We start from the raw sequence: 25466 nt of genomic DNA, 5'->3' as shown, positions 1-25466 counted from the left end.
TAGGAAAGAATTTCTCCGTGAGGTTTTACACTTGACCGGCAGCGCAGAAGCCAGGGAAAAAATAGAAAAGCTGAGGGCGGAAATCGACCGCGCCAACTACCGCTACTATGTGCTGGACAGCCCGGAGATTGCCGACATCGAATACGACCGGCTGATGCGGGAACTGCAAAATCTCGAAGAACAGTACCCCGAACTGCGCACCCCGGACTCCCCCACCCAGCGCGTCGGCGCCGCCCCGCTGGAGGCCTTCGGTGTGGTGGCGCATCCCCAGCCGCTGCTGTCTTTAGCCAACGCCTTTTCCGACGACGAGCTGACGGCCTGGTACACGCGCACGCTGAAGCTGGCGGGGGGCGCTAAATTCGACTTTGTCTGCGAGCACAAGATAGACGGGCTGGCGGTGGCCCTGACTTACGAAAACGGCCAGCTCGTGACCGGCGCCACCCGCGGGGACGGGCTGCGGGGGGAGAATATCACGCAAAACCTGCGCACCGTCCGCAGCATCCCCTTATCCGTCCCTAAAGACGCGCCGCCCCGCTTCGAGGTGCGGGGGGAGATATATCTACCCAAGACCGGCTTTATCAAGCTCAATAAGGAGCGGGAGGCGGAGGGTTTACCCCTGTTCGCCAACCCCCGCAACGCCGCCGCCGGCTCGGTGCGGCAGCTCGATTCCCGTATTACCGCCAAACGCCCGCTGGATATTTTTGTTTACCAGATGGGCTGGCCGGAGATTAAACCCACGCACCAGGAGACGATGGAACAGCTGAAAAAATGGGGATTCAAGACAAACCCGCGCAGCCAGCGGGTGGACACCATAGAAGACGCCCGCCAATATTACCACAAATGGGAAGCGGAAAGGGAAGGACTCCCCTACGAGGCGGACGGGGTGGTGGTGAAAATCAACCAGATTAACCTGCATATGGAACTCGGCGATGTAGGCCGGGAGCCGCGCTGGGCTATCGCCTATAAATTCCCGGCCACCCAGGCCACCACCCGGCTGCTGGACATCGGCATCAGCGTGGGGCGCACCGGCACGCTCAATCCCTACGCCATCCTGGAGCCGGTGGCGGTAGGCGGGGTTACCATCCGCAACGCCGCCCTGCACAATGAGGACGATATCCGCCGCAAGGACATACGCATCGGGGATACGGTAATTATCCAGCGCGCCGGGGAGGTCATCCCGGAGGTGGTGGGGCCGGTGGTGAGCAAACGCACCGGCGGAGAAAAAGAGTTCAATTTACGGGAAAAAGTAAATGGCAAGTGTCCCGAATGCGGCGGCGAGGTGGTCAAGCCGGAGGGCGAGGTGATGTACTACTGCGCCAACGCCGCCTGCCCGGCCCAGGCGCAGCTGCGCATCGAGCATTTTGCCTCCAAGGGCGCCATGGACATCCGGGGGGTGGGGGAAAATATCAGCGCCACGCTGTTCAACGCGGGGCTGGTGAAAAAAATATCGGACCTATACTACCTGAAAGAAGCCGACCTGGCTGATATAAGAAACCTGGTAAAAAGCATCATCGCCGCGGTAGGCGAGCGTATTATGCTCCCCGCCAAACAGGCGTCACTAATCAAGTTCCTGACCACCCGAACGCTGGCGGAAGAAAAAGAACTGCCGGCATTGGCGGGCAGATACCAGGTAGATTCGTCCTACATCATGTCCGTAAAAGACCGGGTGGATGAGGTCTTGCCCGCAGTACTCAAAGAATACGTGACCAGGACAGACATGGCGCTGACCTGGGACGATGTCCTGACCCTGGAGAAGCTGGCAGAAAAAAGCGCCGCCAACATCATCAGCGCTATTGAAAAAAGTAAAACCCGTCCCCTGGCACGTCTCATTTACGCGCTGGGCATCCGGCACGTGGGGGAGGAAATGGCGGAGATACTGGCCACCGAGTTCCGCAGCCTGGACGCTTTAAAAGAAGCTTCCCGCGAAAGGCTGATGGAAATCAGCGCCGTAGGACCCAAGATAGCGGACAGCATCCTGGCCTTTTTCCGCCAGGAAGACAATCAAATAATCATCCAGCACCTGAAAGACGCGGGGGTAAAAGCGGCCATAACCGAGGAAGTCGCTGACGAAAAAACAAACCTGCCCCTGGCGGGTAAGGAGTTCGTGGTGACGGGGCGGCTGGAAGCGTTTTCCCGGCCGCAGGCGGAAGCCAGGATAAAGGAGCGGGGCGGGGCAGCTAAAGATAACGTCACCCGCAAGACGGATTACGTGGTCTACGGCGCGGACCCCGGCTCCAAGCTGGATAGGGCAAAAGAGCTGGGAATTAAGACCATCGATGAAAAGGAATTTTTAGAACTGCTGCAACAGGATAAGCTTTAGTGGCAAGTCTTTTCAGAATTATCGTAAAATGGGGGGCGGGGTGAGGTTACCGGATTTAACCCTTGAAAAATCGGGGAAATGACGGATACAATAAAGGAATTATTATCTTATGAAACTAATAGTCGGACTGGGTAATCCCGGATATTTATACGCGCGCAACCGGCATAACATCGGCTTTATGTGCGTCAACCACCTGGCCAAGCGGCAGCGCATCACCTTCGATAGAAAGCAGGGACACGCCCGCACCGGCATCGGCAACATCGGGGGCAGCCGGGCAGTGCTGGCCAAGCCGCAGACCTACATGAACGCCAGCGGGGAAGCGGTAAACGCGCTGCTGAAAAAGCTCAACATCAAACCGGAAGACCTCGTCGTCATCCACGATGACCTCGACCTCCCCGCCGGCAAGATACGCCTCCGCCTGGGGGGGAGCTCCGGGGGGCACAAGGGCATCGACTCCATTATATCCCACACCGGCACGCGTGATTTCTACCGGGTGCGGGTGGGCATCGGCCGGCCGGAAAGCGACAGCAAGTCCGAAGCCGCCAAAGAGGACGGGGTTATCGCTTACGTTTTGAGCGACTTCACCGGCGCGGAGCGGGAAATCATGGAAAAGACCATCCCGCAGGTGTCCCAGGCGGTAGCCGACCTGCTGTCCGAAGGCATCACCGCCGCCATGAACAAGTACAACTAAAAGCAGATGAACAATAAAAAGGTATTTTATATAAAGTTCATCCATTCCGTAATCTATCTCTTCATGGTGGCCTGCCTGTGCTATATTTTCTATTGCGCCCTGGCGCAGCGGTACGACTGGACACTGCTCACAGCCATACTCGCCATAGTGGTGGAAGGCCTGGTATTACTGCTGAACCGCGGCCGCTGCCCCTTTACCAACCTGGCGGAAAAATACGGCGCGGAACGCGGCTCCGTGACCGACCTGTTTTTCCCCATGTGGTGCGCCCGGCATACGTTCAGGATTTCCACCACCGTTTTCATTCTAGAGCTTATCTGGCTGGCGTGGGGATACTTTACGTAGCACAAAGCCATAACATAAAGCGTAAAGCCAAGTTAACCCAGTTTTGGGCAGTGTATCATTTTGAAATGAGTTGATTTCATCAGCTATACTATGAATTATGGAAAAATTCCATCTTATTGCCAGAGCTCTTATACTGGATAATAAAGCAGTTTTGTTGGCACATCAAAAAGGCGCGAAAAATACATTTCTTCCCGGCGGACACGTAAATATCGGTGAGAGTGCGACTACGGCTTTAAAACGCGAGCTAAATGAAGAACTTGGTTTTGAATTGGATATCGAAAGTTTCCTGGGTTGTATCGAAGCTGATTGGCAAGATGGAACAACGCAAAATTACGAAATAAATCTCGTTTTTAAAGCCGCCATTAAAAATCTCGATATAAATTCTACCTTAGTATCACGTGAAGCACATCTCGAATTCTTTTGGTCGAAGGTAGATGACCTGGAAAAACATAACTTATTACCTAATCCTCTTCAAAAAATGATAAGAGATTATATTGCGGGACAGAAAACAATCTGGTGGGCAAGCACTTTATCACAGTGAGTGTGAAAGCCATACTAAAAGACATATTGCCGAAATTATCGTTTTATCCTATTAGTTTCACGATTTCCTCAACATTCCAGGTATGATCAGCTATCCCGGCTGCCATAGCCGGTGTTCGAGGATAAGGATTGGCCAGTGTCTTATTTTTAGTTCTCAGTGCTAACCTTTAAGTCCTCTTTTTGCCAGCGTGCAACCCCGATGCTATAATAACAACGTCAAACGAGGGTATTTCCTGATGAGCAACGACCTTATTTTGATTGCAGTCATCGGCGGCAGCGAGGTCCCCCCGCCGATTGCCACCCTCGCCGAGGAAGTGGGGCGCGAGATAGCCCGCCGCGGCGCGGTGCTGGTGTGCGGGGGAATGGGCGGGGTGATGGAAGCCGCATGCCGCGGCGCTGCGGCGGAGGGGGGAATGACGGTGGGCATACTGCCGGGAGACAACCGGCGCGAGGCCAATCCCTACGTCAAGATACCCATCGTCACCGGCATAGGGTACGCCAGGAACGCGGCGGTAGTGAAATCCGCCCGGGCGGTCATCGCCATCGACGGCTCCTACGGCACACTCACGGAAATCGGCTACGCATTGCAAAGCGGCCGGCCGGTTATCGGGCTGGGGACGTGGGGCTTAACTATAAACGGCAAGGCGGACGAAAATATAATCCCGGCCAAAAACGCCGCGGACGCGGTGGCTAAAGCTTTCGATTTGTTGTAAATAATTCCGCATGGATGGAGTAGAGAATGTCAACGATTGAGAATATCAAAGCCAGGGAAATACTGGACTCCCGCGGCAATCCCACGCTGGAGGTGGAGGTGGAGCTCAACAGCGGCGCCCGCGGTTGGGCGGCCGTGCCCTCCGGCGCCAGCACCGGCAAGCACGAGGCGCTGGAACTACGGGACGGCGACAGCTCCCGCTACAACGGCAAGGGCGTGCTCAAGGCGGTGGCTAACGTGAACAAGACCATCGCCGAAGCTATTACCGGCATGTCCGCCGTCGAGCAAGCGGAAATAGACCACGCGCTCATCGAGCTGGACGGCACGCCGGACAAGTCCAACCTGGGCGCCAACGCTATCCTGGGGGCGTCTCTGGCGATTGCCCATGCCGCCGCCGACCATTTAAAAATGCCTTTGTACCGCTACCTGGGAGGTAGCAGCAACTATACCCTGCCCGTGCCCATGATGAACATTCTCAACGGCGGCAAGCACGCCGCCAACTCCACCGACCTCCAGGAGTTCATGGTCATGCCGGCGGGCGCTAAAAGCTTTCACCAGGCGCTGCGAACCGGCGCGGAGGTATATCACGCCCTGAAAAAAGTGCTCAAGGACAAAAAACTGGATACCAACGTGGGGGACGAGGGCGGCTTTGCCCCTTCCCTCCCCTCGAATAAAGAGGCGGTGGAAGCCATACTGGCGGCTATCGAAGCGGCCGGCTATGTACCCGGCAAGGACTGCTACATCGCGCTGGACCCCGCCGCCAGCGAGTTCTACGAGGACGGCAAATACGTCCTGGCCCGGGAAGGCAGGACGTTTACCCCCGCCGAGATGGTTGATTATTATGTCAAATGGGTCAGCGAGTACCCTATTATCAGCATCGAGGACGGCATGGCGGAGGACGACTGGGAGGGGTGGCAGCTCATCACCAAAAAGCTGGGCGGTAAAATCCAGCTGGTGGGGGACGACCTTTACGTCACCAACGTGAGCCGCCTGGCACGGGGCATCAGCCTCAAGGCCTCCAACTCCATCCTCATCAAGCTCAACCAGATAGGCACGCTGACGGAGACCATAGAGGCTATCAGGATGGCGCGGGATGCCGGGTGGACGGCTATCGTTTCCCACCGCTCCGGCGAAACGGAGGACACGACTATCGCCGACCTGTGCGCGGGTTTGAGCACCGGGCAGATAAAGTCCGGCGCCCCCTGCCGTTCCGAACGCACCGCCAAGTACAACCGGCTGCTGCGCATCGAGGAGGAGCTGGGGGAAAAGGCGGAGTACGCAGGGATGAAAGCGTTTTATAATATCAACAAATAGAAGTTATCACACGTGAATATCAAGTTACGCCAATACAACGTTAAAAAGGACTTTAAAACGGTCGGGGATTTCCTGGTAAAGCATTACCTGCCGGAAAACCGGGACGGAAACTATTTGCAGCCAGCCTGGGAATATATGCACAGCCACCCTTACTTCAAGGACGGACTGCTGGACAGCTTTAGAATCTGGGAAGATGACGGCAAAATCGTCGGCGTGGTGCACCCGGAGTCGCTCCCCGAGGAAGCGTTTTTCGAAATCCACCCGGATTACCCCCATCTCAAAGCGGAGATGTTTGCCTACACCGAAGAACATATAAAAGGCAGGGGGCCGGACGGACGGATATGCGTGTTAGCATTCATCAACGACTTTGATAAGGAATTCGAAGCCTTGGCCGAGGCGCACGGCTATGCCATTTTTAGCGAGCTGGCGCGCCCCATGGCCCATCTGCCGATACCGAAACCTTTCCCTTCCATCCATTTGGCAGAGGGGTTCCGGCTGCAAAGTCTGGCGGACGAGAACGACCTGGCGAAACTGGACCGCTGCGTCTGGCGGGGCTTTAATCACGGCGACGAACCGCCTGCCGTTGACTACGCCGGACGTAAAAAGATGCAATCCGCCCCCAGTTTCCGGAAAGACCTGAATATAGTCGCCGTTGAGCCAGGCGGGAATTATGTGGCTTACGCGGGGCTATGGTTTGAACCCGTAAACAAATTTGCTTATGTTGAACCTGTTTGCACCGACCCGGACTACCGCTTGAGGGGACTCGGCAAGGCGGCAGTGCTGGAAGGGATTCGGAGGTGCAGCCAACTCGGCGCAACCGTGGCTTACGTCGGCAACACTCTACCGATTTACTTAAGTATAGGGTTCAAACGGGTACATACCTGCAACTGCTGGAGAAAATATCCCGGCACATAAAAGGAACTAATCATGAATGAAGTATTTCCCGGCATACGGTGGCTGCAACTGCCCATCACCATGGAGCAGTCCGACCTTAACTATATCAACGTGTACCTCATCGCGGGGGAAAAGGGGTATTTGCTGGTGGACTCCGGCTGGAACACGGACGAGGCTTTCGCCACCCTGCACAACGCCCTGATAAAAAACGGCATCGCCTTCAACAACATCAAGCAAATACTGGTGACGCACGTTCACCCGGACCATTACGGCATGGCGGGGCGTATCCGGGAGCTTTCCGGCGCGACGCTCATCATGCACCATATAGAAAGAGACTACATCGAGCCGCGCTACGTCAAGATGGAGCCCCTGCTGAACGAGACCGACCACCTGCTGGTGACCAACGGCGTACCGGAGGCGGAAATGGTCAACATGCGGGACGCCACGCTGGGGCTGGAAAACTATATCATCGCCGCCCAGCCGGACCGCACCCTCCACGATGGCGAGACGATATCCACCGGCACTTTCAACTTCCGCGTCATCTGGACGCCGGGGCATTCCTCCGGGCATGTCTGCCTGTACGAGCCGGAGAAAAAGGTGCTGCTTTGCGGCGACCATATATTGCCCAAGATAACCCCCAACGTCAGCGTGCACCCGCAGTCCATCGAGAACCCGCTCGGCAGGTATTTGAAGTCGCTACAGGAGCTGAAAAAGCTGGACGTGGCGTTGGCGCTGCCCGGGCATGACAAGCCCTTCACCAATTTTAAAGAGCGCATCGACGAGATAACGCACCACCACGGCATCCGGAACCAGGAGATACTGGAGACAATCGGCGAGGGGCACAAGACCGCCTACCAGATAGCGCGGGAGATAACCTGGGGGAATAGCGGCAGGTGGGACGACCTGCCCCCCTTCCACCAGCGGATGGCGGTCTTCGAGACGCTGGCCCACCTGGAGATGATGGCGTCAGACGGACTTATAGACAAGCTGCCCGGCCGGGGCACCATAGCGTATAGTCGGAGATGATATAATATACCGGCATGAAGAAAATAGGCATCACCACCACCGTCCCCGCGGAAGTGCTGCTGGCGGCGGGATACCAGCCCGTAGATTTAAATAATATCCTCGTCTCTTCCCCCGACCCCACCCGGTACATCACGATAGCGGAGAGGGCCGGTTTTCCACTCAACTGCTGCGCCTGGATAAAGGGTATTTACGGCGTCTGCATCGATTCCGGCCTCAAAGACGTGCTGTGCGTTACCAGCGGCGACTGCTCCAACACCATCATGCTGATGGAGGTATTAAAGCTCAAGGGGTTCAACGCCATGTCCTTCGCCTACCCGGCCGGGCCCGACCCGGAGCAAATGCAGGCGGCGCTGGAAAGCCTGGCGGAAGCGTTCGGTACTACTTTAGGGGCGGCGGAAAAGGCGCGGGGGGAGCTCAAGAGCGTGCGGGAGCTGGCGCTGAAGCTGGACCAGCTTACCTGGAAAGAGAACCAGGCGAGCGGCTGGGAAAACCACCTGTGGCTGGTGTCCGCGTCCGACTTTAATGGTGATTATGTCAAATACCAGCAGGATTTGGAAGCATTGATAAAGTCCGTTAACGCCCGGCTACCCTACCCGGAAAAGGAGATACGGCTGGCGTACCTGGGCGTGCCATCCGTTTACGCTAAAGAGCTTTACGCGTACGTAGAAAAACATGGGGCGCGCGCGGTCTATAACGAGGTGCAGCACCAGTTTGCCATGCCGGAACCGGGCGAGTCCCTGGCCGAACAATATGCCAACTATACCTACCCGTATTCCTTACGCGAAAGGCTTAAAGTAATTAAAGCCGAGATTCAGCGGAGGCGCATTCACGGCGTGATACATTACGTGCAGGCGTTCTGCCACCGGGGCATCGGAGACATAGTTATCCGCGACGCGATAGACCTGCCGGTGCTGACGCTGGAGGGCAACGCGGACTTTTACCTGAGCGGGCACGTCAAGACGCGTATCGAGGCGTTTTTGGACATGATAGAACGGCGGAAAAGGGCCAACACAGACTCATGAGGGCGGGACATCAGGGCGAGAAAATATGAGGGCAGGTTTAAAACGCACCCTATATAGTGTAAAATTAGTCAAGGAAAAATGAAGTGTTAAACCGGCATATTGCATAAAACCAGTGAACTGATTATTTCACACATTGGATTCCAGCCCCCGATTGTCATACGTGGCACGGCTTCGCTGGAATGACAATCTAATAAAAAACAGGAGGCGAACATGAAAACAAGAGTCGGCATCAACGGCTTCGGGCGCATCGGCAGGCTGACCTTGAGGACCATCAACCAGTACCACAAAGACCGGCTGGAGGTAGTAGCCCTTAACGATTTGACCGATACCAAGACCAATGCCCACCTGATGAAATGGGACAGCGTGTATGGTCGCTACCCCGGCGAGGTGTCCGCCACCGAGAAGGCTATCATCGTGGATGGGCAGCAGATACAGGTAATTTCCGAACGCGACCCTGGCGCCATACCCTGGAAGGATTACGGCGTGGATATCGTCATCGAGTCCACCGGGCTGTTCACCGATGCCACCAAAGCCATCGCCCACACCAAGGGCGGCGCCAAGAAAGTGGTCATTTCCGCCCCCGCCAAAAACGAGGACGTGACCATCGTGCTGGGGGTGAACGAGAAAGACTACGACCCCAAAAAGCACACCGTGATATCCAACGCGTCCTGCACCACCAACGGCATCGCGCCGGCGGTCAAGGTGCTGAACGATACCTTCGGCATTACCAAGGGGCTGATGACCACCATCCACTCCTATACCAACGACCAGAAAATCATGGATACCGTCCATAAAGATATCCGCCGGGCGCGCGCCGCCGCCATGAATATCATCCCCACCACCACCGGCGCCGCCAAAGCCGTGGCGCAGGTCATCCCCGCGCTCAAGGGCAAGATACACGGGCTGGCTTTCCGCGTCCCCACCCCCACCGTATCGGTAATCGACTTTGTCTGCGACGTGACCAAAGACGTCACGGCGGAGCAGATTAACGAAGCGTTCAAGAAAGCCGCCGCGGGGTCGCTCAAGGGCATCCTGGAGTACTGCGAGGAAGAGCTGGTCAGCATGGACTTTAAAGGCAACCACCACAGCTCCATAATAGACGCGCCCAGCACCATGGTTATCGGCGGGAACATGGTGAAAATCCTGGCCTGGTACGATAACGAGTGGGGCTACTCCTGCCGCCTCGGCGACCTGGTTTACTATATAGCCACCAAAGGGTTGTAGAAATCCTCGTGTCAGTCTGTAAAATAATCGATACTTTTCCGGCTTTTCTGGAGTGGTGGGAAAAGGGGCGGCGTTTGCCCTTTGAGGAACAGCTTAACGGCTGGGAAAAAGATTACATGGCGGGCTGGCCGGAACTGCGGCAAAAGCAGCTTGACAGCTACGCCGAGGATAAAGCAGACTGGCGGCAAGCCGCCGGGGAAAGAGTCTTACCTTATCTTTCCGAAAGAGTGCCGGCCATGCAGGAAGCTCATCAAAACCTGCAAACATCGTGCCTGCCTGTCTATGAAAAAGCCAAAAAGACGCTGGTCTTCGATTTCCCGCTGATAACCGTTTTCTACGTGGGTATCGGGGTGGGGGCGGGGTGGGCGACGACATATCAAAATACACCTGCCGTACTCTGCGGACTGGAGAATATCGCCGAGTGCGGCTGGAGCGGCGGTGAAGCTATAAAAGGGCTTTTGGCCCATGAACTGGGACATCTCATACAGTATCACTGGCGGGGTCAGACCAAGGTATTTGCCGCAGCCAACCCCTGGCGGCGACTGCTCGAAGAGGGCTTCGCCCAGCGCTGCGAGGTCTTAATCACCGGCCGGCTGTTCCACCAAACAGCCGGCGTTAATACCGGCGATTGGCTGGAATGGTGCCAAAACCATAAAAGCTGGCTGGCCGCGGAATTCTTGAAAACGGTAGAAGCAGGCAAATCCACCGCCGCATTCTTCGGTTCGTGGATTAAGATACAGGGTAAAAGCGAGACGGGCTACTTTCTGGGGCATGAGGTTGTTAAAGAACTGGAGAAGAATCTGAGCCTGAAAGAGATAGCCTTGCTGGATGATTATGAAGTGTCTTTAAAGCCTATCCTGGAAGGCTTAAAATAGAGACGTTTTCCCTCATGGTTCGATAGTATCACCATGAGATGCTTGGCTAATTTCCCTCGGTCGGCTGATTGACATACCGTCCGCAAACCCCCTAAAATGAATCATCGAATCCGGTTTAAGGAAGATAAATGAAGTTAGTTGTTGTCGGTTTCGGGCAGTGCGGCGGCAGAATAGCCGACGAGTTCGCCCGCTTAGATAAAAGGGCGCGCGGCCTGCGCGGCTACAATATCATCACCGGCGCTTTCGCCGTCAATACGGATATCGCGGACCTGAGCGGCCTGACCACCATCCGGCCCAACTACGACCACCGTATCCTGATTGGCAACAAGAAAACGCAGGGGCACGGCGTGGGCAAAATCAACGAGCTGGGCGCGGAGATAGCCCGCGAGGACGCGGACAAGGTAATCGAGACTATCCGGAACACGGAGAATTTCACGGATACGGACGCCTTTTTACTGGCGGCCAGCGCCGGCGGCGGCACCGGCTCCGGGGCGATATCAGTGATGACGCAGCAGATAAAAGAGCGCTACGTGGACAAGCCGGTCTATAACCTTATCGTCCTGCCCTTCGAGCATGAAGTGTTGACCGAGGAAAGAACGGTCTATAACGTGGCCACCTGCCTCAAGTCCAGCTACCTGGTGGCGGACGCCATTTTCCTGGTGGACAACCAGCGGTACGTCATGAAGGATGCCTCCCTGACCCACAACCTAGCCCGGATTAACAGCAATATTGTGCAGCCGTTTTTCAACCTGCTGTGCGCCGGGGAGGAAAAGAAGCCGCGCTACATCGGGGCTAAAATCCTGGACGCCGGGGACATCATCCAGACGCTGGTGGGGTGGACGACCCTCGGCTACGGGCAGTCGGCGACCTCATTTTTCAAGCCGTTCTTCAAACGTTCCCGTGATTTCCGGGACAAAGCCACGGAGACCCAGAAAGGCGTCCAGGCGCTGGATGCCGCGATAAGCGGGCTTTCCATCAAATGCAACCCGCTGGACTCCAAGCGGGCTTTATACCTCATTTCCGCCCCCGCCAAGGAAATCAACGTGGACCTGGTGAAAGCGCTGGGGATGTACATCAAAAATATAGCCCCGGAAGCGGTAATCAGGAGCGGGGACTATCCCAGGGAAAAGGGCTCGCTGGATGTCACGGTGATACTTTCGGAAATGAGCGACGTGGAAAAAGTAAGGAACTACTTCACCAAGACCATCAATCTCATCGCGGAACTGAAGAAACGGCAGGAAGGCATGGTAAACACACAGCGAGGGATTGATATCACAATTAAGGACATTCCCTCGCTGCTGTAGCTGACTTATTCAGTTTTTCCGCTTGATTTTCTATTTCAGGAAAGCCCGGCTTGCAACGCCGATATTCAGCGTCTTTTTACCGCTTTCCCCGGAAGCAAGTGCCTATCTGGCTATCTTGGAGTAAATCTGCCAGGCCTGCTCGATAGTCTCATCGCGGACCTGCCAGGCCCTCTCGATATTGGCGTCGCGGCTGGCGGCGGCTTCGGAAACGGCGGCGTCACAGGCGCTGCTGGCCAATTGCTCGGCGGATTTATAGGATTCCTCGGCCTGCTTGATAGCTTCCTCGCGCGCCTGGGCGGACGTGGCGATAGCGGCATCGCGGTCTTTCAATGCGGCAGATACCTTGGACTCATAAGCCCGGGAAGCCTGCGCTTCCGCCCGCTTATAAGCCTTGGCTACCTGCATCTCGTTCTCATGGTAAGCCTTGGCGACCTGGCGCTCGGCGTCCATGTAGGCCGCGTAAGCCCGCTCGGCCTGACTCATTACTTCATCAAGGGGATTGCCGCTGTGCTCTTCCGTTACCGGGGTTTCTTCTTCAGCGGGGGCTTCTTCGCCCGACGGGGTGGTCTTCTTAATACGATCTTTCTGGGTAGGCACCAGGCACCTCCTATAATATTTGATTTATATTCACTGAACAGCGTAAATGGTCACTACTTAGTGCCAAGTATAATGGTGCAAAAGGTAAAAAGTCAAGCTAATTTTATGCCTGCCGTACAGGTATCCCGGCAGAAAAACTACGGGCTTTCAGGCCCGTTTTCTTCATCTTCGCCGGGGTTCTCGACTTCAGTCTCTTCCTGAATCTGCTTGTTCCTTCTGGTCTCATACATCTTGGCCAGCGATTCCAGGCGCTGCTCCACCTTCTGCTTGGACTCCTTGGATATCTCCCGGGGTATCTCTTTCAGGGTTTCCCGGGCCAACTGCATGGCTTTATCCGCCTTGGTCGCTTTCTTGGCGGCTTCATTGAGCGCCTCCAGCGGCGCGCCGTCATCTTCTACCGGTTCCGGCGCCTCTTCCTCATCCGTTTCCGCCGCCCTCTTTTGCCGGCTCTTTTCCAGGGCTTCCTGGTAAGCCAGCAAGGAAGCTTCCGCGTTGTCCCGGGCTATCTGCCCGGCGGCTTCCGCCCGGCCGATGGCATCCTCGAAGGCGGATATGGATATGCCGGCGGCCTCCCGCGCCACCCTGGCGGATGCCTCCGCGGCTTCATTAACGGTCTGGACGGTCCGCTCCGCCGATTCCCTGGCGGCGGCAATCAGGGTGTCCGTGACCCGCCTGGCGGTCTTTTCCGCTGCTTCCGCCGCCCGCCTGGTCTCCCGGCTTATCTCCTGCGCCCGGTTGATGGCCATCTGGATTTCCGTCTCAGACTCCTCAGCCATCTTCCTGGCGGTGGTAATGGCTTCTTCCATCGCTTCCTTAACCAGCCTGATGGACTCTTCAGTAGTCTCCACGGCGGCCTTGCTCAGCTCCCTGGCCGTTTTTACCGCGCCGTCACTTTCCCTACGGCTCTTCTCGATAGCCGCCCGGGCCATCCGGGCCGATTCCTCGGCGGAGGCCTTGGCGTTATCGTTCATTTCCTCAATCCTGGAGATGGCCTCGCGGAAACCCGCGGTGGACTCTTCTTCTTTTTCCAGGGCTTCCACGCTCAATTCAGTAGCACGGGCGATGGCTTTTTCCGATGCCGCGATAGCGTTTTCCGCCGCCTCCCGGGCGGTCTTGGCAGCCACGTCCGTAGCTTCCCGGACCGATAGTATGGTGGTCTCCGAGAGGGCCGCGGTAGCTTCCACGGACTCCCGAGCGATGTCCCTGGCCGACTGCACCGCCACCGCGATGGACTCACTGGCGGTACCGGCGGCGGCCGCGACGGTATCATTGGCTTTCTGAACGGCGGCTTTAACGGTTTCCGCGGCGACCCGGCTGTCTTCCCCGGCCTGGGTTACCGCTTCCTGCACCGTTTTTACCGCTTCATCAGCGGCGGCTTCAGCGTCACGGCTGATTTGCTCGGTGCTGGCTATGGAATCGCGGAAACTCTGTGCCGCCGCCGCGGCTTTTTCCCTGGCTTCCTGAGCGATTACTTGCGCCCTGGCAATGGCCTCTTCCGAGGCCGCTTTGGAAGCCTCCGAGGCTTCACGGGCCGTCCTGGCGGCGGCATCCGTGACGAGGCGGGCTTCCTGGGCGACTTCTCCGGCTTTAACTATGGCTTCCTGGACCGTCGTTTGCGTTGCTTCGGCGGCCAGTCTGATTTCCTTGTTAATGACTTCCACCCGGTTAATGGTTTCCAGTGAAGACCGGTGGGCCGCTTCCGCCACCTCCCTGGCGACCTTGCTTAACGTTTCCGCCCGGCTGGCGGCTTCCTCAGACGTTCTGGCGGCCACCTCAGCTACTTCCCGGGTGGCTTTGCTGACCTTTTCCGCCCTGGCGGATGTTTCCTTGGCGATTTTATTGGTGGTGTCCGCCGCATCCCTGGCTTCCTTAGCCATTTTTTCCGCCCGGCTGGTGGCCTCTTTAACGGCCTTGACCGATTCGTCAGCGGCTTCGCGGGCTTCCTTGACGGACGCTTCCGCCAGGCTCATGGCTTCCTGGGAAATTTCCTTAGCGGAGTCCGATTGTTTTTTGGCTTCGCGGCTGATTTCGTTTATCTGACTCAAGCCGTCCTGGGAAAGCATCAGGGCGGACTCAGCGGCGTGCATGGCCTCCTGGCCTATTTTCTCAGCCCGGGCGATAGCTTCCTGGAAAGCCTTGACCATGGACTCGGCGGTTTCCTGGGGGCGCCTGGCCACTTCCTCCGCCCGGCGGATGGCCTCATTAGCGGCCTGAACGGTAGCCTCCATGGCTTCCCGTGTTTCATTGCTGATTTTCTCCACCCGGGCCACCGCGTCCCGCACCGTCTTGGCCGCCGCCTCGGCGGACTCCCGGACTTCTTTGCCTATTTGTTCCGCCCGGCGCGTCGCGTCAATGGCAGTCTTGGATGACTTCCCGGCGGCCTCCCTGGCCGCCCGGCTCAATGTCTCGGCCCTGGCTACCGCCTTCTCAAAGTCGAGAGTATTACCTTCAACTTCCTGTTTTAGCTCAGGAGACATTATCCCACCCTTCTCAAGTAACGGTGGCTGCTACCAGCATAGACTATGATATCATTCAAGCGAACGTTTTTCAATAAGCACCAGTTTTTATAGTCTCATTATACCATCCCCAAACGTACATAAGTACCCAATATATACATAAGTACTATAATACGCTATTTTCAGATACAACTAATTGACATTCAGATGCTTATATGATAAAAATAGCTTAATTGCCGAATCATAAATATTGAGGTGAGAGATGAAATTAGTAGTCGTTGGCTTGGGGCAATGCGGAGGCAGGATTGCTGACGAGTTTTCCAAGCTGAACAGCAGAGCCAGATCACGACGCGGCATGAACATCATTACCGGTTGTTTTGCCGTCAATACAGATGCCGCCGATTTAAGCGGACTAAGCAATATCGGAAACGACCATCATCATCGCATCCTTATCGGCGGGCGCAAGACCGGCGGTCACGGGGTGGGGAAAATCAATGAACTGGGCGCCGAGATAGCCAAGGAAGATTCTGATAAAATAATCGAAAATCTCAGGAACACCAAGAAATTCTTCGAGACGGACGCATTTCTTCTTATCGCCGGCACAGCCGGGGGCACCGGCTCCGGCGCTATCTCCGTAGTGACGCAGCACCTTAAGGAGCGCTACATCGACAAGCCGATATGGAATTTACTGGTACTACCCTTCGAGCATGAAGAATCCACCGAGGAAAGGACAGTCTTTAACGTAGCCACCTGCTTAAAGTCCTGCTACTCCGTGGCGGACGCGGTATTCCTGGTGGACAACCAGAGGTACGTGCGCAAGGACTCGTCCATCAAGTCCAATATCACCAAAATCAATGAAATGATTGCCGAGCCTTTCTACAACATGCTCTGCGCCGGGGAAGAAAAGAAGTCCAAGTACATCGGCGCCAAGCTACTGGACGCCGGCGACATCATCCAGACGGTGGTGGGGTGGACGGTTATCGGCTACGGCAAAACGTCCGCGCCGCTGTTCAAAATGCCCGACCTCAAGAGCGATTTCCGCAAAAAGGGCAACGAAATCCAGAAGGGCATCCAGGCCATGGATGAGGCTATCAGCGAGCTTTCACTCAAGTGCAATCCCGCCGATTCCCGCCGCGCTTTATACCTGGTGTCCGGCCCCGCCAAGGAAATGAACATGGACATGGTCAAGGAAATAGGCGATTACATGAGGGACATCGCGCCGGAAGCCATTATCCGCAACGGCGACTACCCGCACGAAAGGGGATCGGTGGATGTGACCGTGCTCCTCTCCGAGATGAGCGACGTGGAAAAGGTCAGGGACTATTACCTGCGCTCCACCGACCTTATCCCGGAGTTCAAGAAACGCCAGGCGGAGACCGAGGACAAGCTCAAAGCGCTGGATGACGTCTCCAAAGATATACCGTCGCTGCTGTAAGCTATAAATCCAAATGCAGGCCATGAGTCCCGGCTAAATACCGGGACTCTTTTTTTATCGAGAAAGCGACAACTGACAAGTAACAGGTATCAAGGAAAAATAAAGGGGAAAAGGGGGGAGGGGTTTATCACTTGATACTTGATATTTTGGTCCCGGAGCAATATGTTTTATACCGCCGCCGGGCCAAATCTCTCTTGGGTAATAAAAGTTTTTAGAGTATAATATACCCGTAATGGCATCTCAAGTATTTTACCGCAAGTGGCGGCCGCAATCGCTCGGGGAAATTGCCGGCCAGGAGCACGTCACCCGGACGCTGCTGAACGCCCTGGCCAAAGAGCGCGTTTCCCACGCCTATCTCTTCTGCGGGCCGCGCGGCACCGGCAAGACCACCACGGCGCGCGCCCTGGCCAAAGCCATCAACTGCCTGACCAACGGCAAGGGCGATTCCTGCAACACCTGCGAGATGTGCCTGGCCATTTCCGAGGGACGGGCGCTGGACGTTATCGAAGTGGACGCCGCCAGCAACCGGGGCATCGACGAAATAAGGAACCTGCGGGAAAAGGTGAACTACGCTCCCAACCAGGCGCGAAAAAAGGTCTACATCATCGATGAAGTCCACATGCTCACCAAGGAAGCCTCCAACGCCCTGCTGAAAACGCTGGAAGAGCCGCCGCCCCACGTGGCGTTTATCCTGGCCACCACGGAGGCGCATAAACTGCTGCCTACCATCCTCTCCCGCTGCCAGCGGTTCGATTTTCACCGCTATTCCCTGGCCGATGTGGTGACCCTGCTGTCCCGTGTGGGTGAAGGCGAGGGCATCAAAGCCGCGCCGGAAGCTTTAAAGCTCATCGCGCGGGCGGGCACCGGCAGCATGCGCGACTCCCTGAACCTGTTACAGCAGCTCAACACCTTTTACGGCAACGATATTACCCTCCAGCAGGCACAAGCGCTGCTGGGCATTACCGGCGACCGGCGCTCCCGGGAACTGGTGCAGCACATCTTCAACGGGGACATCGCCGCCGGCATTACCACCCTGAATAACGTGAACAGCGACGGGCTCGACCTGCGCCAGTTCCACCGCGATGTGATGGAGTACCTGCGGCTACTGCTGCTGGTCAAGACCGGCGCGGCGGAGACAATAGAGCTTACCGTCGATGACATCAAAGACCTCAAGGAGCTGGCGAACAAAGCCACCCTGCCCCAGATACTGAAAGCGATTAAAACCTTCGGGCAGCTCGAGCTGAGCCTGGATAACTATTCCACCCTGCCGCTGGAGCTGGCGATAGTGGACTCCTCACTGGCGGAAACCGCCGTCAAGGAAGAACCCGTCCGCCGCGCCGAACCGGAACCACCCGTTAAGAAAGCGCCCCCGGTTATGCCACCGACCGCCGTACAGCGGGTCGCCCCTCCCCCACCGGAGAAAAGGGAAACAGCGGCCAACCCGACCCCGGCCAGACCGGCGGCGGAAAAACCCGTCAATCCGGCCCCGGCCAGGCCAATCGAGGAAAAGCCCACCGTTCCGGCGCCCGTTAAAGCGGAGGCGACCCCGCCGGCCATGGGCAGCACCATCGAGCAGCTCCAGCAGCAATGGAGCCGGATGATTAACGAAGCGCCGGACGGCATGAGCAAGACCCCGGCGGCCGCCCTGCTGCGGAGCGCGCGTCCCCGGGAAATCACGGGCGATATCCTGGTGCTTTCTTTCAAATACCCGATACTCAAAGAAAATCTAGAAAAACTGGATAACCAGAAAATGGCTGATAAAATAGTCAGCAGATTTATGGGCCGCCCCTGCAAGGTGCGCTGCGTTTACGAACACGAAAACAACCACCTGGTAAAAGCGGCATTGAAAATGGGCGCCCAGGTTATCGAACCGGAGGAAGCGTGAATAAATTTATGATGCAGCAGGCACAGAAACTCCAGGCGCAGCTTCTCAAAGCGCAGGAAGAGCTCGCCACCCTGATGGTCGAGGCCAGTTCCGGCGGCGGCGCCGTCACGGTGGTGATGAACGGCCAGCAGGCAATACAGTCGGTCAAAATCTCCAAGGAAGTAGTAAACCCGGAAGACGTGGAGATGCTGGAGGACATGGTGCTGACGGCGGTCAAGGAAGCGCAGGTCAAGGCGCAGGAAGCCGCCGCGCAGAAGATGGGCGGGGTAACGGGGGGATTGAAAATTCCCGGCTTAATGTAATTAAGTGTCACCTTCAGCGAAGCGAAGGTTCCGGGAACGGGGAGGAGGAGCACAATCTTTACCCCGCCCCGAGATTCTACAGTCGCTCCGCTCCTTCAGAATGACATTATCATTATAGAGAAGTATTTAAGGAGAACCAGTGTCTAAGCAAGACCCCATTCCCGCCGCCAGTGACGCCATCGGCAAGCTGGTTCAGGAATTCAGCAAGCTGCCCGGCATCGGGCCCAAGAGCGCCCAGCGCATTACCTTCCACCTCCTCCGCTCCCCGGAGGAAAAAGCCAGGTCGCTGGCGGAGGCGCTGGTATCGCTGAAACAGCGGGTCAACATCTGCTCCGTCTGCTGCAACGTCACCGAGAGCGACCCCTGCCCCATCTGCCGCAATCCCCAGCGGGACGTCACCCAGGTCTGCATCGTGGAACAGCCGCAGGACATCTTGGCGCTGGAGCACACCGGCGTCTATAAAGGTCTTTACCACGTCCTCCACGGCGCCATCTCCCCCAGCGAGGGCGTGGGCGCCGACGATATCCGCACCCGCGAGCTGCTGGTCCGGCTCCAGAACAACACGGTCAAAGAGGTCATTTTAGCCACCAACACCAACCTCGAAGGCGAGCAGACGGCGATGTACCTCAGCCGCCTGATTACCCCCCTCAGTATTAAAGTGACGCGGCTGGCCCGCGGCCTGCCCTACGGCACCGAGCTGGAATATGCCGACGATGTGACGCTGACCCGGGCACTGGAGGGTCGGGCGGAGTTCTAAGGGGAAAAAGGGAGGGGCGAAAAATGGACGGTGAGCACGGCGGCTATGAACTCTATAGTTTTATCGCGGAATACTATGACACCACCTATAACCGGCGCAATGATATAGACGTCGCGTTTTATGTCGACTACGCTAAAAAAGCTAACGGGCGGACGCTGGAGCTGGCCTGCGGCACCGGGCGCATCCTTATCCCCACCGCCAAAGCGGGCTGCGCAATAACCGGGCTAGACCTCTCCACTTATATGCTGCAAAAATGCCGGGAAAAACTGGCGCAGCAGCCGCCGGACGTGCAGCAAAGAGTAAAGCTGACACAGGGGGATATGACCAATTTTTTCACCGGGGAAAAGTACGCCCTGATAACCATGCCCTTCCGCCCATTCCAGCACCTTATCAACACAGCGCAGCAGAAAGCCTGCCTCCGGTGTATTTATCAACACCTTGAAACCGGCGGGCGGCTCGTCTACGATGTTTATAATCCCAACCCGGCCAGGCTGGTGCCCAATCCCCAGTACATGAAAGAAACGGTGGATTTGCCGGAAACAACGCTACCTGATGGACGCAAGGTAAGCCGCGCTAACCGCCTGGCAGATTTCCACCGGGAACAGCAGTACAATGACGTCGAGATTATCTATTACGTCTCCCACCCGGACGGCAAGAAGGAAAGGCTGGTGGAGGCGTTCCCCATGCGCTACTTTTTCCGTTACGAGATGGAACACCTGCTGGAGCTCTGCGGTTTTAAGGTAATAGACTTTTTCGGGGATTTCAAGAAGTCGGCCTTTGCCGGGGACTCTCCGGAGATGATATTCGTGGCTGAAAAGGGGTAAAAAGCAATCCGTCCCTGCTCCCCTTCTTTACCTCTTTTTGACTTGCCTTTACGATTACGTTAATATCAAATCAAGCGGCAGGTATTCCCCGTAAAAAGGGGGCGATTTTGAGCCATTTCAGCGGCGGTTTCCGCCCGTATAACGACCCCGACAGAAGAAAGTGGCAGGACCCGGAGGCTATTCTAAACCGTATCGGCCTGGAGCCGGGGCTGACCTTCGCGGATATAGGATGCGGCGGGGGATTCTTCGCCATTCCGGCGGCGCGGATGGTCGGCCAAGATGGCAAAGTCTATGGCGTAGACGCCAACCCGGTATCGATAGCCGCCTTGCAAGAGCAGGCCGCCGCCGAAGGCCTGAACAATCTTTACCTTACCGCCGCCAGAGCCGAGGATACCGCGGTCTGTGAACAATGCGCCGACATCGTCTTTTTCGGGATTGCGCTGCATGATTTTCAGGACGCATCCCTGGTGCTGAAAAACGCCCGGCGCATCATCAAGCCCACCGGTAAACTTATCGACCTCGATTGGAAAAAAGAGGGAATACCATTCGGTCCTCCAGCGCATATCAGGTTTGACGAAGCCAAGGCTTCCCGCCTGATTGAGGCGGCGGGCTTTAAGGTGACGTCGGTAGAAGATAGCGGCCCTTATCATTACCTGATAACCGCCAGGCCAGCTTGAGCCAAGAGAGAAACATACAGCATGTCAGACCCGCACGAATACCAGACGGAAGCCGTCGTGATAAAAAAAACGAAGCTGGGAGAGGCGGACAGCATCCTCACCTTCTTTACTCCCGGTCTGGGTAAAATCCAGGGCTTCGCCAAGAGCCTGCGCAAACCCAAGAGCAAGATGTCCGGCCACCTGGAGCTGCTTACCCACAGCACGGTGTCCTTTACCCGCGGCCGGGGTAGCATCGATACCATCACCGGCGCGCAGACCATCGACGCCTATCTACCTATGAAAAACGACCTCTGGCTGACCTCCTGCGGGCTGTATGCGGCCGAGCTGGTGCACCAGTTTGCCGCCGAGCACCAGGAGAACTACGGGATCTTCCGGCTGATGCTGGATACCCTCGACCGGCTCTGCCAGGCGGAAAACAAGGAGCTCGTGCTGCGCCACTTCGAGCTGCACCTGCTGGAAAGCGCCGGCTACCGTCCCCAGCTGCGGGAATGCGTCGCCTGCCACAAGGCGCTGGAGCCGGTAGCCAACTATTTCAGCCCAGGCGCCGGCGGGATGCTCTGCCCGGACTGTTCCCTGAGCCACCCTTTCTCCAGTCCGCTTTCCTTAAACGCCCAGAAAGTGCTGCGGCTGTTACAGGGCAGCGATTACGCGGCGGCCAGTCGTGTAAGAATAGAAGCCGGGCTGGCCCGCGAGATAGAAAACGTCATCAGCCTTTACCTCAAGCACCTCCTGGAGAGAGAGGTAAAGTCCGCCGCCTGGCTGGATACCCTGCGGGAACAAAGAATACAGCTAAAACAGTAAGTTGTTTCTCCGGTCTACTTAAACTATGATTGCATCCGCCCGTGTCACCATCCTCTTTACCATAATGCACGAATAACATATAATTAGTCTGAACCTGTCCCCGATTATCACCGGGGCGGTAACTAGATTAGTGCAGGTAGAGAGTATTTATGCCATCAGTATCAGATGAGATTACCGAACAAAGAAAACAGAAGGTCATGGGGCTGCGCAGTCGCGGCGTTGACCCCTATCCCCACCGTTTCCCGCGGACCCATACAGCGCAGCAGGCCATAGCGACGCTGGAGGCGCGGGAGTCCGCCGGCCAAGCCAAAGAGCCGGCGGCCGGTCCGGAAGCGGCAACGGTCAGCGCGGCCGGGCGCATCATGGCGATAAGGAAAATGGGCAAAGCCATTTTCATGGACCTGCGCGACGGCACCGGCAAGATACAGCTTTTATTCCAGACCGCCAACTACAGCGAGGCGGACCTGGAGATTTTCAAAAACCTCGACATCGGGGACATCGTGGGGGCGGAAGGCGGTATACTGCGCACCCGCACCGGCGAACCGACCATCGCCGTCGCCCGCTTCACCCTGCTATCCAAGTCCCTGCGGCCGCTGCCGGAAAAGTGGCACGGCCTGAGCGATACCGAGACACGCTACCGCCAGCGCTATATCGACCTCATAGCCAATACCGGGGTAAAAGACATCTTCATGACGCGGAGCAAGATTATCGCCGCCGTGCGCCGCTTTCTGGACGGGCGGGGCTTTATCGAAGTGGAAACGCCGATGATGCAGCCTTCCGCCGGCGGCGCGCTGGCCGCCCCTTTCATCACCCACCATAACGCCCTGGACCAGGACTTCTTCCTGCGCATCGCGCCGGAGCTATACCTGAAAAGGCTTATCGCCGGGGGGTTCGATAAAGTCTATGAAGTCGGGCGCAACTTCCGCAACGAGGGCATCGACACCGAGCACAACCCCGAGTTCACCATGATGGAAAGCTACGAAGCCTACGCCGACTACACGGACGTGATGGCGATGGTGGAGCAGATGGTATGTTATGTCAGCCAGGAAGTGCTGGGCACGGCGGAAATCAAATACGGCGAGAACGCCATCAACCTGACGCCCCCCTGGCGGCGCCTGACACTGCGGGACGCCATCAAGGAATACAGCGGCATCGACTTCGTGAAATACCCCACCGCGGACGGCCTGCGGGAAAAAATGAGGTCGGTGATGGCGGCGGTAGACACCCAGAAGAACTGGGCCAAGCTGGTGGACGAGCTTCTCAAAGCCTTCGTCCGGCCCAAGCTTATCCAGCCCACCTTTATTTACGATTACCCCGTTTCCATGTCCCCGCTGGCCAAAAACAAGGCGGGGGAGGAGCGGGTGGTAGAGCGCTTCCAGCCCTACGCCGGCGGCATGGAGCTGGGCAACGCCTACTCCGAGCTCAACGACCCCGTTTTACAGCGGGAGCGCTTTGTGGAGCAGATGCAGGAGCGCCACGGCACCGACGAGGAGAAGTGGACCATCGACGAGGACTTTCTGACCGCGCTGGAATACGGCCTGCCCCCTACCGGCGGGCTGGGCATAGGCATCGACCGCCTGGTGATGCTGCTGACCAACCAGCCTTCCATCCGGGACGTGATACTGTTCCCGCAATTACGGGCGAAGGAGTAGGGGGAGAAATAACCGGAGAAAGGCCGGATATAATTTTAACGAAAAGGGCGGGGGGAATAATGAACGATAAGATGAAGCTGGCCGCAGCCTGCGGCCTTTACTGCGGCGATTGCGAAATCCTGGGGGAAAAGTGCGACGGCTGCAACACGGTCAAAGGCAAACCTTTCTGGACGGCGCAGTACGGCGTGGACGTCTGCCCGGTATATGGCTGCTGCGCGGATAAAAAGCACCTGGAGCACTGCGGGCTCTGCCCCGAACTCCCCTGCCCGACCATGACCTCCATGCGCGACCCCTCCCAGAGCGCCGAAGAGGCGGAAAAGTCTTTTCAGCAAAAGCAAAAAGACCTGAAGTTAAGGAAAGAAATAGGCACGGCCGCCTGGCTGAAACAAAGATAAACGCGGCCAACCGGAAAAGTTGTGGTAAAATAAGCTATGCTCGACCTTAAATTTATCAGAGAAAACCCGGAACTGGTGCGTCAGGCGGTGGCCAACCGCCACGATACCGCCCCCATCGATGAAATACTACGCCTGGACGCCGAGCGCCGCCAGAACATCGTGAAGCTGGACGCTTTGAGGCAGGAGCGAAAAACCATCTCCAAAGAAAGAGAAAAAGCCCAGGAACGGGGCCGCGCCCTCCGGGTGGAGATTCAAGCCCTGGAAGAAGAAGCCGGTAAGCTAGACCGGCAGCTAGAAGACCTCCTCCTCCAGATACCCAATATTCCGCAGTCGGACGTGCCGCTGGGCAAGGACGATACGGAAAACGTCACCATCCGCACCTGGGGCGAACCCGGTAAATTCGACTTCCAGCCCCTGCCGCACTGGACGCTGGGAGAAAACCTCAAGATAATCGACTTCGAGCGCGGGGTAAAGCTCTCCGGCACCCGTTTTTACGTGCTCAAGGGGCTCGGCGCCCGGCTGCAGCGGTCCCTCATTACTTTCTTCCTCGACCAGCATACTTTCGAGCATGGCTATCAAGAGATTTACCCGCCCTACATGGTCAAGAAAGAGTGCATGGTGGCCGCCGGGCAGCTGCCCAAGTTCGCCATGAACATCTACCACGACGCCGAGGAAGACTACTGGTTCGTGGGGACGGCGGAGATACCGCTCACCAACCTGCACCGCGATGAAATACTTGCCGCCGCGGAGCTGCCGCTCTACTACTGCGCTTATACCGCCTGTTTCCGCCGGGAAAAGATGTCCGCCGGCAAGGACACCCGCGGCATCAAGCGGGGACACCAGTTCGATAAAGTGGAGATGTACAAGTTCGTCACGCCGGAGACCTCCAACGACGAGCTGGAAAAACTCACCCATGACGCGGAGGACGTCTGCCAGAAGCTCGGCCTGACCTACCGCATCCGCAAGCTCTGCACCGGGGATATCGGCTTCGGGGCCAACCGGTCTTACGATATCGATGTCTGGGCGCCCGGCTGTGAGGAATGGCTGGAGGTCAGCTCCTGCTCCAACGACGGCGATTTCCAGGCCCGCCGGGCCAATATCCGCTACCGCCCCACCCCGGACGCCAAGCCCCAGTTCGTCCATACGCTTAACGGCTCCGGGCTGGCATTGCCGCGGATAATGATAGCCGTCATGGAGAACTACCAGCAGGCGGACGGGACTATAGTGGTGCCGGAAGTTTTGCGGAAATACGTGGGCGCCGACGTTATTAAGTAGGTCTGCCCGTCAAGGCGAGCTTTAAAAGGGGCAATGAACAGTACCTCCCCTTTACCCCGCCGCTGGACTCCAGCTTTCTCCTTCAGCAAGCTCAAGATGAGCGGGGATGACACCTATTCTCATTCACTACTCTGAACTACAAACTG

24 protein-coding genes are annotated in these 25466 nt (G+C 56.9%); 22 read left to right on the top strand and 2 right to left on the bottom strand.

The features are described from left to right. Nucleotides 1–31 precede the first annotated feature (31 nt). The 12 genes from ligA (at nucleotide 32) to WC370_06440 (ending at nucleotide 12264) form a co-directional block, all read left to right on the top strand. A complete protein-coding gene (ligA, locus tag WC370_06495) occupies nucleotides 32–2320 on the top strand; it encodes an NAD-dependent DNA ligase LigA (protein ID MFA5309120.1) in 2289 nt (762 codons plus the stop codon). 109 nt (nucleotides 2321–2429) lie between these two features. Beyond that, nucleotides 2430–3011, top strand: a complete 582-nt coding sequence (gene pth / locus WC370_06490) for an aminoacyl-tRNA hydrolase (GenBank protein ID MFA5309119.1) — start codon at nucleotides 2430–2432, stop codon at nucleotides 3009–3011. 6 nt (nucleotides 3012–3017) lie between these two features. Continuing rightward, nucleotides 3018–3353: a hypothetical protein gene (locus tag WC370_06485; protein ID MFA5309118.1), complete on the top strand. Its 336-nt coding sequence runs from the start codon at nucleotides 3018–3020 to the stop codon at nucleotides 3351–3353. A gap of 97 nt (nucleotides 3354–3450) precedes the next feature. Beyond that, nucleotides 3451–3894 (top strand): NUDIX domain-containing protein, encoded by a 444-nt coding sequence (locus tag WC370_06480; GenBank protein ID MFA5309117.1) that lies wholly within the window; start codon nucleotides 3451–3453, stop codon nucleotides 3892–3894. A gap of 235 nt (nucleotides 3895–4129) precedes the next feature. Further along, on the top strand, nucleotides 4130–4606 hold the full coding sequence (locus tag WC370_06475) for a TIGR00725 family protein (protein ID MFA5309116.1): 477 nt from the start codon (nucleotides 4130–4132) through the stop codon (nucleotides 4604–4606). A 26-nt stretch (nucleotides 4607–4632) separates the two neighbouring features. Then, the gene (eno, locus tag WC370_06470) at nucleotides 4633–5919 is read left to right on the top strand and encodes a phosphopyruvate hydratase (GenBank protein ID MFA5309115.1); all 1287 of its coding nucleotides are present in this window, start codon (nucleotides 4633–4635) and stop codon (nucleotides 5917–5919) included. Between the two features lie 12 nt (nucleotides 5920–5931). Then, nucleotides 5932–6834: a GNAT family N-acetyltransferase gene (locus WC370_06465; GenBank protein MFA5309114.1), complete on the top strand. Its 903-nt coding sequence runs from the start codon at nucleotides 5932–5934 to the stop codon at nucleotides 6832–6834. 12 nt (nucleotides 6835–6846) lie between these two features. Then, nucleotides 6847–7839 carry an MBL fold metallo-hydrolase gene (locus tag WC370_06460; protein MFA5309113.1) on the top strand — a complete coding sequence of 331 codons (993 nt, stop codon included), beginning with the start codon at nucleotides 6847–6849 and terminating at the stop codon, nucleotides 7837–7839. A gap of 14 nt (nucleotides 7840–7853) precedes the next feature. Then, nucleotides 7854–8861, top strand: a complete 1008-nt coding sequence (locus tag WC370_06455) for a 2-hydroxyacyl-CoA dehydratase (GenBank protein MFA5309112.1) — start codon at nucleotides 7854–7856, stop codon at nucleotides 8859–8861. Nucleotides 8862–9071: 210 nt separating this feature from the next. Then, nucleotides 9072–10085 (top strand): type I glyceraldehyde-3-phosphate dehydrogenase, encoded by a 1014-nt coding sequence (gap, locus tag WC370_06450; protein ID MFA5309111.1) that lies wholly within the window; start codon nucleotides 9072–9074, stop codon nucleotides 10083–10085. Between the two features lie 8 nt (nucleotides 10086–10093). Further along, nucleotides 10094–10960, top strand: coding sequence for a hypothetical protein (locus WC370_06445; GenBank protein MFA5309110.1), 867 nt, complete (start codon nucleotides 10094–10096; stop codon nucleotides 10958–10960). A gap of 128 nt (nucleotides 10961–11088) precedes the next feature. After that, entirely contained in the window at nucleotides 11089–12264 is a 1176-nt protein-coding gene (locus WC370_06440) for a tubulin/FtsZ family protein (protein ID MFA5309109.1), read from the top strand. A 102-nt stretch (nucleotides 12265–12366) separates the two neighbouring features. On the opposite strand, the gene WC370_06435 is transcribed toward WC370_06440, so the two are convergent. Next, nucleotides 12367–12861 (bottom strand): hypothetical protein, encoded by a 495-nt coding sequence (locus tag WC370_06435; protein MFA5309108.1) that lies wholly within the window; start codon nucleotides 12859–12861, stop codon nucleotides 12367–12369. Nucleotides 12862–12998: 137 nt separating this feature from the next. Next, nucleotides 12999–15338 (bottom strand): hypothetical protein, encoded by a 2340-nt coding sequence (locus WC370_06430; protein MFA5309107.1) that lies wholly within the window; start codon nucleotides 15336–15338, stop codon nucleotides 12999–13001. A 241-nt stretch (nucleotides 15339–15579) separates the two neighbouring features. On the opposite strand from WC370_06430, the gene WC370_06425 reads away from it, so the two are divergent. The 10 genes from WC370_06425 (at nucleotide 15580) to serS (ending at nucleotide 25320) form a co-directional block, all read left to right on the top strand. Beyond that, the gene (locus WC370_06425; GenBank protein MFA5309106.1) at nucleotides 15580–16752 is read left to right on the top strand and encodes a tubulin/FtsZ family protein; all 1173 of its coding nucleotides are present in this window, start codon (nucleotides 15580–15582) and stop codon (nucleotides 16750–16752) included. A 232-nt stretch (nucleotides 16753–16984) separates the two neighbouring features. After that, nucleotides 16985–18637, top strand: coding sequence for a DNA polymerase III subunit gamma/tau (gene dnaX, locus WC370_06420; GenBank protein ID MFA5309105.1), 1653 nt, complete (start codon nucleotides 16985–16987; stop codon nucleotides 18635–18637). Continuing rightward, nucleotides 18634–18939, top strand: coding sequence for a YbaB/EbfC family nucleoid-associated protein (locus WC370_06415; protein ID MFA5309104.1), 306 nt, complete (start codon nucleotides 18634–18636; stop codon nucleotides 18937–18939). The genes dnaX and WC370_06415 overlap by 4 nt, the downstream gene beginning before the upstream one ends. Nucleotides 18940–19078: 139 nt before the next feature. Continuing rightward, entirely contained in the window at nucleotides 19079–19696 is a 618-nt protein-coding gene (gene recR, locus WC370_06410) for a recombination mediator RecR (protein MFA5309103.1), read from the top strand. Between the two features lie 23 nt (nucleotides 19697–19719). Next, nucleotides 19720–20520, top strand: a complete 801-nt coding sequence (locus WC370_06405; protein MFA5309102.1) for a class I SAM-dependent methyltransferase — start codon at nucleotides 19720–19722, stop codon at nucleotides 20518–20520. A 107-nt stretch (nucleotides 20521–20627) separates the two neighbouring features. Continuing rightward, nucleotides 20628–21197 carry a methyltransferase domain-containing protein gene (locus WC370_06400; protein ID MFA5309101.1) on the top strand — a complete coding sequence of 190 codons (570 nt, stop codon included), beginning with the start codon at nucleotides 20628–20630 and terminating at the stop codon, nucleotides 21195–21197. Between the two features lie 21 nt (nucleotides 21198–21218). Beyond that, the gene (gene recO / locus WC370_06395; GenBank protein ID MFA5309100.1) at nucleotides 21219–21998 is read left to right on the top strand and encodes a DNA repair protein RecO; all 780 of its coding nucleotides are present in this window, start codon (nucleotides 21219–21221) and stop codon (nucleotides 21996–21998) included. Nucleotides 21999–22147: 149 nt separating this feature from the next. Beyond that, the gene (gene lysS / locus WC370_06390) at nucleotides 22148–23650 is read left to right on the top strand and encodes a lysine--tRNA ligase (protein ID MFA5309099.1); all 1503 of its coding nucleotides are present in this window, start codon (nucleotides 22148–22150) and stop codon (nucleotides 23648–23650) included. A 59-nt stretch (nucleotides 23651–23709) separates the two neighbouring features. Next, nucleotides 23710–24045, top strand: coding sequence for a DUF3795 domain-containing protein (locus tag WC370_06385; protein ID MFA5309098.1), 336 nt, complete (start codon nucleotides 23710–23712; stop codon nucleotides 24043–24045). Between the two features lie 36 nt (nucleotides 24046–24081). Next, entirely contained in the window at nucleotides 24082–25320 is a 1239-nt protein-coding gene (serS, locus tag WC370_06380) for a serine--tRNA ligase (GenBank protein ID MFA5309097.1), read from the top strand. Nucleotides 25321–25466 lie beyond the last annotated feature (146 nt).

This window comes from Dehalococcoidales bacterium (assembly GCA_041652735.1).
Taxonomy (GTDB): domain Bacteria; phylum Chloroflexota; class Dehalococcoidia; order Dehalococcoidales; family RBG-16-60-22; genus RBG-13-51-18.
Note: the sequence above shows the minus strand (reverse complement) of the source record. Positions and strands in the feature narration are given on the sequence as shown.